Origin of the sequence: Mucilaginibacter paludis DSM 18603, assembly GCF_000166195.2 — a bacterium.
GTDB lineage: Bacteria > Bacteroidota > Bacteroidia > Sphingobacteriales > Sphingobacteriaceae > Mucilaginibacter > Mucilaginibacter paludis.
In genome coordinates this window covers 2,534,123-2,547,349 of sequence record NZ_CM001403.1, presented here as the reverse complement: position 1 = coordinate 2,547,349, position 13,227 = coordinate 2,534,123, and the positions used below count along the sequence as shown (strand labels likewise).

At 43.6% G+C, this 13,227-nt stretch carries 7 protein-coding genes; all 7 read left to right on the top strand.

What is annotated here, in order from left to right; translation table 11 throughout:
* The first annotated feature begins 51 nt into the window (after positions 1-51).
* The 7 genes from MUCPA_RS10640 (at position 52) to MUCPA_RS10610 (ending at position 13,218) form a co-directional block, all read left to right on the top strand.
* On the top strand, positions 52-1,242 hold the full coding sequence (locus MUCPA_RS10640) for an efflux RND transporter periplasmic adaptor subunit (protein WP_008506335.1): 1,191 nt from the start codon (positions 52-54) through the stop codon (positions 1,240-1,242).
* A gap of 70 nt (positions 1,243-1,312) precedes the next feature.
* Complete coding sequence (locus MUCPA_RS10635) at positions 1,313-4,459, top strand: efflux RND transporter permease subunit (protein WP_008506334.1); 3,147 nt, start codon at positions 1,313-1,315, stop codon at positions 4,457-4,459.
* Between the two features lie 22 nt (positions 4,460-4,481).
* Positions 4,482-5,891 (top strand): efflux transporter outer membrane subunit, encoded by a 1,410-nt coding sequence (locus MUCPA_RS10630; RefSeq protein ID WP_008506333.1) that lies wholly within the window; start codon positions 4,482-4,484, stop codon positions 5,889-5,891.
* A 304-nt stretch (positions 5,892-6,195) separates the two neighbouring features.
* Complete coding sequence (locus MUCPA_RS10625; protein WP_008506332.1) at positions 6,196-6,774, top strand: RNA polymerase sigma factor; 579 nt, start codon at positions 6,196-6,198, stop codon at positions 6,772-6,774.
* A gap of 120 nt (positions 6,775-6,894) precedes the next feature.
* The gene (locus tag MUCPA_RS10620) at positions 6,895-8,034 is read left to right on the top strand and encodes a FecR family protein (RefSeq protein WP_008506331.1); all 1,140 of its coding nucleotides are present in this window, start codon (positions 6,895-6,897) and stop codon (positions 8,032-8,034) included.
* A 28-nt stretch (positions 8,035-8,062) separates the two neighbouring features.
* A complete protein-coding gene (locus MUCPA_RS10615; protein ID WP_008506330.1) occupies positions 8,063-11,683 on the top strand; it encodes a SusC/RagA family TonB-linked outer membrane protein in 3,621 nt (1,206 codons plus the stop codon).
* 11 nt (positions 11,684-11,694) lie between these two features.
* On the top strand, positions 11,695-13,218 hold the full coding sequence (locus MUCPA_RS10610) for a RagB/SusD family nutrient uptake outer membrane protein (RefSeq protein WP_008506329.1): 1,524 nt from the start codon (positions 11,695-11,697) through the stop codon (positions 13,216-13,218).
* Positions 13,219-13,227 lie beyond the last annotated feature (9 nt).

The window sequence follows — 13,227 nt, the reverse complement described above, 5'->3', positions numbered from 1 at the left end:
GATGAAGTCACCTTACAATAATATACAAATACAATAACAACAACACACAATATGAACAGCAACTTAATTCAAATTAAAAACCCGGCTAAGCTTGTTTGGGCAAGTATGGCCATCTTGTTCCTGGGTTCTTGTGGAGGCTCGCAAAATCAGGCGGGCGGACCTGGGCCCGGCGGGGCGCAACCACCGGCAACTTATCCGGTATTTACCATTAAAGCGCAAACAGCTACCTTAAATAACGATTACCCTGCCACTTTACAAGGCGAGCAAAATATCGACATCCGTCCAAAGGTTGATGGTTTTGTTGAGGCTATTTATGTAGACGAGGGGTCGGTTGTAAAAAAGGGGCAATTACTGTTTAAAATAAATGCTCCGCAATATCAGCAAGATGTTAATAGCGCCATCGCTGCCGTTAACAGTGCCGAAGCGGATGTTAACAGTGCCCAATTAGTGGTAAATAAAACCAAGCCTTTGGTTGATAAGGATATTATCAGCCATTATGAGCTGGAATCGGATGAGCTTACTTTAAAAACTAAAAAGGCAACATTGGCGCAAGCAAAAACCTCACTGGCAAACGCCAAAACCAATTTAGGTTATACTACCATAACCAGCCCGGTTAACGGTGTTATAGGCACCATCCCGTATAAAGTTGGTAGTTTGGTTACCAGTACCACCACCAATCCTTTAACCACGGTTTCCAATATCGGCAAGGTTTATGCCTACTTCTCGTTAAACGAAAAGCAATTGCTGGATTTTTCGAGAACGGTTAAAGGGAAAACAATTAAGGAAAAGATTGCTAACACACCAGCCGTTTCTTTGATCCTATCCGATGGTACTAACTATCCTGAACAGGGCCGGGTTGAAACCATCAGCGGCTTAATTGATACCGAAACCGGCTCGGCGAGTTTCCGTGCTTCTTTTCCTAACCCTGTGGGTTTACTTAGAAGCGGCAGCAGCGCTAATGTGCGTATCCCGGAGCAGGTTAAAGACGGCATCCTGATCCCACAGCGATCATCTTATGAATTGCAGGGTAAACACTTTGTTTATGTGGTAGACCAAACCAACGCTGTAAAAAGTGTAGAGGTGAAAATTATGGATTTAACGGCCGGGCAGTTTTACGTGGTAACCGATGGTTTAAAAGTTGGCGATAAGGTAGTTTACGATGGTAACAGCTCGTTAAAAGATGCTGCCAAAATAAAAGCTGAGCCAATGGCAGATGACAAGGTGTACCAGGACCTGAAATAGATAATAAAAATATTTTCACGGATAAGGGCCATCATGGCTTTGTCTGAATCATTCAACATAAACTCATGTTATGTTACGCAAATTTATAGAACGGCCGGTACTATCCACGGTAATATCGGTTATCATAGTTATACTCGGAGTGCTTGGGCTTACGTCGTTGCCCATCTCTCAATATCCCGAAATTGCGCCGCCAACCGTACAGGTATCCACCTCGTACCAGGGTGCCAATGCCGATGTGGTGATGAACAGCGTAATTGTTCCGCTTGAAGAACAGATTAATGGTGTGGAAAACATGACTTACATGACCTCTACGGCCAGTAACGACGGTTCAGCATCTATCACTATTTACTTTAAACTGGGTACCGACCCAGACCTGGCTGCTGTAAATGTACAGAACCGGGTATCAAAAGCTACCAGCCTGTTGCCCGCCGAGGTAACCAAATCGGGTGTTACCACCAGCAAGCGGCAAAGCAGTATGGTAATGATATTTTCGCTATACAGCGAAAATAAAGCATTCGATCAAACTTTTTTACAAAATTATGCCAACATTAACCTGCTGCCGCAAATTAAACGGATTACCGGCGTAGGTGATGCCAGCGTATTTGGTACGCGCGATTATTCCATGCGTATCTGGTTGAAACCGGATGTGATGGCTACCTATGGCTTAATACCCGATGATATCAACAACGCCCTTGCCGATCAAAATGTGGAAGCAGCGCCGGGTAAATTTGGCGAGAACAGCAATCAGTCATTCCAATACACAATCAAATACAAAGGCCGTTTAAAATCGGTTACGGAGTTTAATGATATTGTTATCCGCTCAACCACCAGTGGCCAGGTTTTACGTTTAAAAGATGTGGCACGTGTTGAACTGGGTTCGCAAACCTACTCAAGTGATAGCAAAACTAACGGACACGCGTCTATCGGTATCGCTATTAACCAAACGGCCGGCTCCAATGCGCACGAGTTGATCAAGCAACTGGAAAGCACTATCGAGGGGGCTTCCAAGTCTTTCCCTCCGGGCGTTAAATATGCCTCGCTATTAAATGCCAACGACTTTTTAGATGCCTCTATTGAAAAGGTGATCCATACCCTTATTGAAGCCTTTATCCTGGTGTTTATTGTGGTATTCATCTTTTTGCAGGATTTCCGGTCCACACTGATCCCGGCCATCGCGGTACCGGTGGCCATTGTGGGTACTTTCTTCTTTTTAAACCTGTTTGGCTTTACCATTAACCTGCTTACCCTGTTTGCACTGGTGCTGGCCATTGGTATTGTGGTAGATGATGCCATTGTAGTGGTAGAGGCGGTGCATGCTAAATTAGATGCGGGTGCCAAATCTGCTAAGGGTGCAACCATCGGCGCCATGAATGATATCAGCGGCGCAATAGTTTCCATTACCCTGGTTATGGCCGCTGTGTTTGTGCCGGTATCGTTTATCAGCGGTTCGTCAGGTGTGTTTTATAAACAATTTGGTTTAACGCTGGCTATAGCCATTATCATCTCTGCAGTAAATGCGTTAACACTTAGTCCGGCTCTTTGCGCCTTGCTGCTTAAACCGCATCCCGAAGGCGAACACCATAAAACCACCTACTTACAGCGATTTTATGATGCGTTTAACACCTCGTTTGAAACAGTTACAGGTAAATACAAAAAATCGGTAAACTTTTTAATCGGTAAAAAATGGCTGGCTGGTTTAGGTATTGTGGTGTTTGCCGGTATATTTTATTATCTGTTAAAAACCACTGCTTCAAGTTTTGTGCCGAATGAAGATCAGGGCGTATTGTTTGGTAACATCAGTTTACCGGCAGGTGCGTCGTTAGAGCGGACGGCTGTTATAGCGGAGCAAGTAGATGATATCATCAGGAAATTACCCGAAGTACAGTCTACTTTGCGTATCAACGGCCAAAATTTTATTGCAGGCGCTGGTGGCTCGTACGCCATGATTGTGGTTAAACTCAAGCCCTGGGACCAACGTACCGGAAAAGGGCAGGATTTAAGCTCGCTCACCGGGAAACTATTTGGAATGACGGCGGGTATCAAAACAGCGCAGATCATCTTCTTCGCGCCGCCAACTTTACAGGGATTTGGAAATAGCAGCGGCTTTGAGTTTCAGTTGCAGGATAAAACCGGCGGCGAGATTAGTAAATTTAGCGAGGTGAGCGGAAAGTTTTTGGCAGCGTTAAACCAGCGCCCCGAAGTTCAGTACGCTACAACCTCATTCAATATCAACTTTCCGCAATATCAGGTTGATGTAAACGTGGCCAAAACTAAGGCTGCCGGTTTAACGGTAAGCACTGTGCTGGGTACCTTGCAAGGTTATTATGGCGGCTTATATGCATCAAACTTTAACGAGTTTGGTAAGCAATACCGGGTAATGATACAGGCCGATAACAGTTACCGGGGCACACCACAAAGTCTTAATAATATTTATGTACGCAATGGCAGTAACGGCATGGCGCCTATATCCGAGTTTGTTTCGCTTAAACGTGTTTACGGCCCCGAAGCTATTAATCGTTTTAACCTGTTTACATCTATTGCTGTACAGGGTTCGCCAAAGCCTGGCTATAGCTCGGGCGATGCCATTAAAGCTATTGAGCAGGTGGCTGCGCAAACTTTGCCAACAGGTTACACCTACGAATATTCGGGCTTAACCCGCGAAGAATTGTCAAGCGGCAGCCAAACGATATTTATTTTTATTCTTTGCGTAGTATTTGTTTACTTTTTATTAAGCGCACAATACGAGAGTTATATTCTGCCCTTCGCGGTATTACTTTCGTTGCCTATCGGTTTGGCCGGAGCATTTATATTTGCCAAAATATTTGGTGTAGAGAACAACATTTATTTACAGATCACCCTGATTATGCTGATCGGTTTGCTGGCAAAAAATGCCATTCTGATTGTGGAGTTCGCCGTTGCGCGAAGGCGGCATGGGCTAAGTATCCTGGAGGCCGCTATTGAAGGTGCCGTAGCACGTTTAAGGCCAATATTGATGACGTCTTTCGCCTTTATCCTCGGCCTTGTTCCACTCATGATGGCCTCGGGAGCCGGTGCGGTAGGTAACCGTTCTATTGGTACAGGTGCCGTAGGCGGTATGCTAATCGGTACCGTGTTCGGTGTATTTGTGATCCCGGTACTGTTTGTAGTTTTCCAGGGCTTACAGGAAAGGATCAGTGGGAAACCCAACGACACGGATACTGAAATTGTGCAGGATTAACCCTCTAAACACTAAAAAAATCATGACATCAAGAAAATATCAATATATCACATTGGGCCTTACGGGATTGATCGTTCTGGCATCCTGCAAGGTAAACCAGGTTTACAAACGTCCCGATCTGAAAGCAGGTGGGCTATATCGGGATAGCTCTGCAAGGGATACAAGCTCTGCTGCTGTATTGCCGTGGCGTTCGCTTTTCTCTGATACCACTTTACAGGGCTTAATTCAGGAAGGGATCAGTAATAACCTCAACCTGCAAACCGCTATATTAAAAATAAGCGAAGCGGATGCCAGTTTAAGGGCCAGCAAAGCGGCTTACCTACCATCGTTAGACGCAACTATTCAGGCTACAAAAGCCAAATCATCCCAGGCCGCGCTCAATTTTCCGGCCGGAACGGGTATCAATTTAAATACCATAACTTACCAGGCCTCGCTAAGTGCCAGCTGGGAAGTTAATATATGGGGGCAGCTCAGTAGTTTAAAACGGCAGGCCCTGGCTAACTACCTGGAGAGCGACGCGGCCAAACGGGCTGTGCAAACGCAGTTAATTGCCGATATTGCCAACGATTATTATAACCTGCTATCATTAGACGAGCAACTTAGGGTTACCGAAGAAACGGTGAAAAACAGGATAAAGGATGTTGAAACCATGAAAGTGCTTAAAGAGGGTGCTATTGTAAACGGAGCGGCTGTTGTACAAAGCGAGGCCAACCGTTACTCAGCCGAGGTATCTATCCCCGATCTGAAGCAAAGCATCCGCGAAACCGAGAATGCCTTATGTATTTTACTGGCACGCACCCCTGGACCAATTAAAAGGAATAAACTTGCCGATCAGGTGCCTTCAGGCCAGTTAAACGCTGGTTTATCAACACAGTTGTTGCGTAACCGACCGGATGTGCAAGAGTCGGAATTTGCTTTCAGGTCGGCATTTGAAAATACCAACGTGGCGCATTCTTATTTTTATCCAACCTTAACCATTACGGCAAGTGGTGGTTTGTCCAGCTTACAACTGAAGAATCTTTTCGATAATTCCATCTTCTATAATTTGGTTGGCGGCTTAACACAGCCTATTTTTAACAAAGGCCAGAATAAGGCACGCTACCATATCGCGCAAGCGCAACAAAAAGAAGCTTTCAATACCTTCCAGCAAACCATCCTGACGGCCGGGCAGGAGGTTTCTAATGCTTTATATTCGTATGAAAACGCTGTTAGCAAGCAAAAGCTGCGTGCAAAACAGATTCAGGCTCTTGAAAAATCGGTGAGTTATACCAACGAGCTTTTGCGTTATAGCTCCAGCACCAACTATACCGATGTTTTAACATCCGAACAAAGTTTATTAGCTGCCCAGCTCAGCGGCGTGAACGACCGCCTGCAGGAATTACAGGCTATTGTAAATTTGTACAAGGCCTTAGGTGGCGGGTGGCAGCAATAATACCGGTTATCCTATAAGCGGTTTTCGCGGCTAAATTAATAATAAAGCAGATGGCACTACGGTGTTTCATCTGCTTTGTTGTATGTGGCTTTTGCTATCTCACCCTGGCAGCAATTGATAAAATATTGAACTATTCGTATGTTGTGATATAGTTAATTTAATTCCAAATTAAATTGGTTGATGAGAGTTTTTTGCCATCGTTTTTGTGGTGGATTGGCGGTAATTCAGAATCTGTATTGCTCAATTTACGCAACACATTTCCAATCGTGTTAATTATTTGTTAATTTTGTTTTCAATCCCCTCAATGTCAATATACAACGAATATACCGATCAGGAACTGGCCGCTTTGCTGACCCAGGGCAACCGGCTGGCATTTGCCGAGGTATATGATAGATATAAGGGTGTTTTGTTTGTGCATGCCTTTAAAAGGTTGAATAACCAGGAGGAGGCAGAAGACGTAATTCACGATTTATTTGCCACTTTATGGAATAAGCGCGATGAGTTAAATATCAACAGTCAGCTATCCGGATATTTATACACTGCCGTTAGAAACCGGATTTTTAAAATGATCAACCGGAAAAAGATAGAGTCGGAATATATGGCTTCGCTTGATACCTCAATTGATCAGAGTAACTTTATTACCGACCATAAAGTGCGCGAAAGCGAGTTGGCTAAACTGATTGAAAAGGAAATTGATGGTCTGCCTTCAAAAATGCGAGAGGTTTTTATCCTGAGTCGGCAACAAAACCTCAATCACAAGCAAATTGCCGAAAAATTGGGCATTTCTGAACAAACTGTGTCTAAACAAATTACAAATGCTTTAAAAATTTTGCGCATAAGGTTGGGTTTGGTTGTTTACTTGCTGTATTTGTTCAAATTTTAATTCATTTTAGTCTTATTTGGCGCAATAATTCAATTTGTTTTATTTTTTTTTAAATAAATCTACCTGTTGTGTGGAGGTTAAGGGTCTTTAGTATATAATTGGTTAAATAATCCCCTGATTATGGATAAAACTTTACTAAAAGAACTCCTTCAAAAATACGAATCCGGTAATTGCAATGCAGAAGAAACGGCTCTTCTTGAGAACTGGTATTTGCAATGGAGCCCGAACGAAGATCTTCAACTATCGGAATACTTGATTGAAAACTCGGTTGACAAAGTTTGGAATAAATTAGAGCACGATAGCACCTATGTTAAACCGGTGATCAGGGCGATATGGCCAAGGATAGCCGCCGCCGTTGCCCTATTAATTATGCTAAGTACAGGTGCCTACCTTTACCTGGGCAAACATAAAGAGTTAACTGCAACCGAAATAGCCGCTATTAAACCCGGTGGCAACAAAGCCATACTTACACTGGCCAACGGTGCACAAATTTCATTAGCCGATGCACCTAAGGGATCAGTAGTAAAGCAGGCGGGCGTAACCATCACCAAAGCTGCCGACGGGGAGGTAACTTATACCAGTGATGAAACTGCTAATGCCGCTATTATAGCCTATAATATCATTACAACGCCTAAGGGTGGCCAGTACCAGTTAATCCTTCCGGATGGTTCGCATGTTTGGTTAAACGCTGCCTCGAGCATTCGTTATCCTACAGTATTTACCAATAACGAGCGTAAGGTTGAAATTACCGGCGAAGCCTATTTTGAGGTTGCTAAAAACGCAAAAATGCCTTTCAAAGTAAAAATAAACGACCTTACCGAAGTAAAAGTTTTGGGTACCCATTTTAATATCAACGCGTATGCTAATGAGCCCGTGATCCAAACCACCTTAGCCGAGGGAGCCATCAGCATCAGTTCGGGCAGTTTGTCTGACAGGCTTTCGCCGGGGCAGCAGGCCAACATCGGCCATTCGCCATCCGGAGCTTTGTATCTCAATAAAGTAGCAAATGCCAATATAGACCAGGTATTGGCCTGGAAAGACGGATTATTCAGTTTTCAGGATATGCCGTTTGATAAGGCCATGCGGCAACTTTCGCGTTGGTATGATGTAGATGTAGTTTACCAGGACGGCGTACCCGATACCAGGTTTGCGGGTGAACTGGGCCGCGATGTTAATTTCTCTAAAATATTATTCTTTCTATCAAAGGTTAACATCCATTACCGGATGGAGCGGGGCAACCGGTTGGTGATCATCAAATAGTAACTAAACACTTAACATATTTTAAAAAATGAATGCAAAGACTCTTTGTTACAGGGTATCTATTGTCTTAACCATGCTGTTTTCGAGCCAGATGATCAGGGCGCAAACAGTAACGTTTTCAGGCAGGGATGTTCCTCTTGTAAAAGTATTTAACAACATCAGGCAGCAAACCGGCTACGCTGTATTTTATACCGAAAGTATGATGCAGCAAACCAAGCCGGTAACATTAACGGTAAAAGCGGTGCCGCTGCTTGAGTTTTTGAGCAGGTTGTTAAAAGATCAGCCACTGGATTTTATTATCGAAAATAAAACAGTGATGATTATCCCGAAAGGAACTAAATCTAACGTTACAGCTGGAATAATAGAAGGTGTTGTTGTTGATTCGGTAGCCGGCAGCTCATTGCCCGGAGCTACAATATCAATATATACTAAAGGCAAGGTTACAACGGCGGATAGTAAAGGGCATTTTACCATAACGGCTTTGCCTGGAGATAGGTTGATGGTATCATTTGTGGGCTTTAAGCCTTACCTGTACACTGTTGCCGCCGAAAGTAAAAAAATCCGTATTGTTTTAGCCCCGGTTGATAATAAATTGGGTGAAGTAATGGTGACCGATGGTTATCAGCAGATTGATAGCCGGAATTTAACCAGTGCCATTACTTCCTTAAAAGCCGCCGATATTTTAGTGCCAGGTATTTTTTCCATTGATCAGGCGCTGGAGGGGCGGATTCCCGGACTGTTTGTACTCAATAATTCAGGCGAGGTTGGCGCCTCGCCTAAGATTCGCATTCGCGGAACATCCACTGTATTAGCCAGTCGTGATCCGGTATGGGTGGTTGATGGTGTAGTTGTTAATGATCCGGTGGGGGTTGACCCGCAGAGCATTAACGATCTCGACTTTGTGAGCAGGCTGGGTAACGCCATATCAGGCTTAAATCCATTTGATATTGAACAGATTGATGTATTGAAAGATGCCTCGGCAACGGCGCTTTATGGTGTTAGGGCAGCCAACGGCGTAATTGTAATAACAACCAAAAAAGGACATGCCGGCGCATCTGTTATTAATTACAGTAGCTCCGTTACTTTTAATGCCCGTCCGAGCTATAACGATCATAATATTAATGTGATGAATTCAGCCGAGCGTGTGGGCTATTCCAAAGATGTGATTGCCAGTGGCATTGCTTACCCTACAAATATCAATTACGTAGGTTACGAAGGTGCAATAAGCAAGCTCTACTCCGGAATTTATGCCTACGATCAGTTTCAACAGGCCGTTAACAAGATGGAATCGAACAATACAGACTGGTTTAAGGTGATTACGCAGAACGCAATATCAACCAAAAACGATTTAAGTATTTCGGGTGGTACTGATAAGCTGGGTTATTTTGCATCAATAGGGCAGGCCAGCCAAACGGGTACCGTTAAAACAGAAGGTGTAAAGCAATACAATGTTTTTGTAAAGTTGAATGCTAAAATTACCCCAAAGTTAACCTGGACCATGAATTTAAGAAACAATATTGAAACCAGGAATTATGTAGCATCATCGGTTAATGCCTTGTCATACGCTTATAATACCAGCAGGGCTATACCTGCCTATAACGACGACGGATCATTAGGTTACTATGGCCGGCAAGACTTTTATACCGGCAAACTGTTCAATTTTAACATTTTAAACGAGATGCAGCATTCCAGAGATATCAGCGATAACTCGGGAGTGAGTGTAACTAACGACCTGAACTATAAATTAAACCGCGATCTGAATGGAACATTTTTACTATCCTACTCCCGTAATAACACCAACGAAAAAATAAGTTACGATGATAATACTTTTTATGCGGCTGGCTTGAGGCAAAGCGAATATGGTACACAACCCAATCCGCTTTTAACATTGCTGCCGTACGGCGGGCAACTTACCACCAATCAAATTTTAAATGCTTCGTACCTGTTACGCGGGCAGATTAATTATAATAAAGATATCGGCCGCCGGAAAAGGGATAAACTAAGCTTATTTCTTGGATCTGAAATATCATCCAATAGTTACAATGGTTCAAACGTAACCAGGCGGGGCTTTATGTCTGACAGAGGCGACTCATTTGCGCCGGTAAATCCAGTTACGTATCCAGCTTATGCGCAATGGGCCGATGTTACCAATGTCGATCAGATTACAGAGAGCCTTAGTAATTTGTTATCGGGTTATTTTTCAGGCACCTATAGTATAAATAACAAGTATATCTTCAATTTTAATGCCCGTACGGATTACTCGAATAAATTTGGAGCAGCCAGCCAGGAAAAGTTCTTGCCAACGTGGTCGGCTTCCGGAAGATGGGATATTACGCAAGACTTTTTCAAAAAATCAGAAACCGTTGATTTGCTGGCTTTAAAGGCATCGTTTGGTTACCAGGGTGATATTTTAGATAACGCCACACCAAACCTGATCATCAAACAAGGCACGCTCGACCCGATTACCAATCAGTACTCGTCTACCATTAATTCGTACCCAAACCCCAATTTAAACTGGGAGAAAACGGGCCAGGTTAACGTTGAGCTTAATTTTGGCTTGTTTAACAATAAGATAAACGGTGCCGTAAGTTATTTTCATAAAAAAACAACCAACGCCTTTTTAAATAAACAGGTTAGCGATGTAAACGGCAGAACTACTTATGTGGTAAATTCAGGAACGCTGGAAAACCAGGGCCTGGAGTTAATGTTAAGCTTTAAACCCGTTAACAATTTGGGTGCCGATAAAAACCGCAAAGGCTTTGTTTGGCGTATTGACCCTGAATTAGGCCAGGTTATTAATAAATTGCTGGCTAAGGCTATTAATAACAATGGGCAAAACCAATCGGTAGGTGTCTCAAACCCTAATACTTATCAAACCTATCTTAACGGTTCGCAAATCATTAATGGTAAACCCGTGGATGTTTTTTATTCGTACCAGTTTAATGGCCTGAATCATCAGCTTGGGTATCCTACATTTAAAAATGTATCTGCGGCTGATAACCTGATATATGCTAAGGAAACGCCAGACCAGGTTTATCAAACTGTGCTGGCCCCTTCCGGAAATCGTATTCCTACCCTGCAGGGAGGTATCAATAATTATTTTAGCTACCGCAATTTTACATTGAGCTTTAACCTCGCTTATAGTTTAGGCTCAAAAGTACGCCTGTCTAAACTTTATACCGGGGCAGATGGCTCAATCTATCTGTATGGAACGGCAGCACCCTTACCGGAGCAAAATGTACCGTTGCTTTTGCTGAGTCGCTGGCGGAAACCAGGTGATGAGGCTTTCACCAATATACCGGGTCTGTTACCAGGTGCCGCCTATGCCAGCACACTAAATAATTCTTCGGCTGGGCAAACCTATCAATACGCACAAAATATATGGCAAATGTATGATCAGTCGGATGTGCGGACAGCGAGCGGTAACTTTTTGAAGATCAAAACAATGAGCTTCAGATATGCTTTGCCCGACAGGCTGATCAATAAGATCGGTGTTAAAGCGGCCTCGGTCATATTATCAGGTGTTAATCTCTACACCTTTGCAAGCAAGGCGCTAAACGGGCAGGACCCTGAGCAAACCGGATTTGATGATACCATACAGCTTCCGCAACGCCCTACATATTCCTTTGGCATTGATGTTTCCTTCTAAAAAAATACGTTATGAAATTGTTAAAAATTAAACACCTCGCGTTCGCCCTGGCCCTGCTGTCTGTAGTAGCTTCCGGATGCAAAAAGTTTCTTGCCGAGCAATCGCAAAGCCTGCAATACGCCAATAATTCGGTAAAACTGCAAGAAGTACTGAACGGTACGGGATATATGCCGCACTACCTGCCGCCAATCCCTACCACATCGTTTAAAAATCAATCAGCTCCGGTTTATTTCGGGTGGTTAAACGCTATGGACGATGATATTACAGAAGCGGTGATCTCACCTTATTATACCGATCAGCGGGCCGATGTATTCGGTTTTTATACCTGGCAATCCAATCCGTTTGTTAGCCCTACTTATGTTGTTAGTAATGATGATACGTGGGCTAAAGTATATGTTAACATTAATGCCTGCAATATTATTGCTTACCAGGCCACCACGTTAAATGATAACCCCGCCGAGCTGAACCGCATTCGCGGTGAGGCGCTATTTCTGCGGGCTAATTACTATTTTTATATGGTAAACACTTACGCAAAGGCATATAACCCAGTCACTGCTAAAACAGACCTGGGCGTGCCATTGAAAACTGCCGAGTTTGTGCAGGATAATCTTTTTACGCGCTCAACGGTTGATAGTGTTTATCAGCAAATGATTACCGACCTCAAAAATGCAGAAACCCTGCTGGCCGGTGTAACTCAAAGTTCTATTTACCATGTGGATGTTAATGCTGTTAATATTTTGCAAAGCCGAATTTATCTGTATATGCAAGACTGGGCGAATGCCGCAGTTGCTGCTGATAAAGTGATAGCCAGGAAACCAATGCTTTATAACCTTGCCGGATATCAGGCCCATACCAGTTTTTTCTCAGCATCCTCGCCCGAAACCGTTTTTACACAAGGTGGAAATGCGATGTGCTTTTTGATGAGCGAGAACTTTCCGAAAACGTTTCAGCCATCACCTGATTTGATGAGCCTTTATCAGCCCACGGATTTGCGGCGACTTGCCTTTTTTGAGCGCGATAACCTGGGTAAGTACAGGTATACCAAAATGTACATATCCTCCACGTACAATGTACAACCGGTTGAGGTATTTGCCGACAACTTTTTTATGCGCAATGCCGAAGCTTATTTAAACAAAGCGGAAGCCGCGGCTATGGCAGGTAATACTGCGGATGCAAACACTGCGATTAATACTTTGCGCCAATCCCGTTTTCTACCCGCTGATTATACCCCCATCAATTTGGCAGATGTTAGCCTGATTAATTTTATCAGGGATGAAAGGAGACGCGAACTATGTTTTGAGGGCCACCGTTGGTTTGATTTAAAACGTTATGCCATTAATCCTAAATATCCTTTTACAAAAACCATCGTGCATACCTACTCGGATGTGGTTTATGGCAGTGCACCTTTCTTGAAGGCCTCACTCGTTTTACAGCCCGGCGATCCGGATTACCTGATTCCTATCCCGGCAGAGGCCATTGTGTTTAACCAGGGTGTTTTGATACAAAATCCGACACGCCAGGACAGAACTTTTTAATTATTAAAA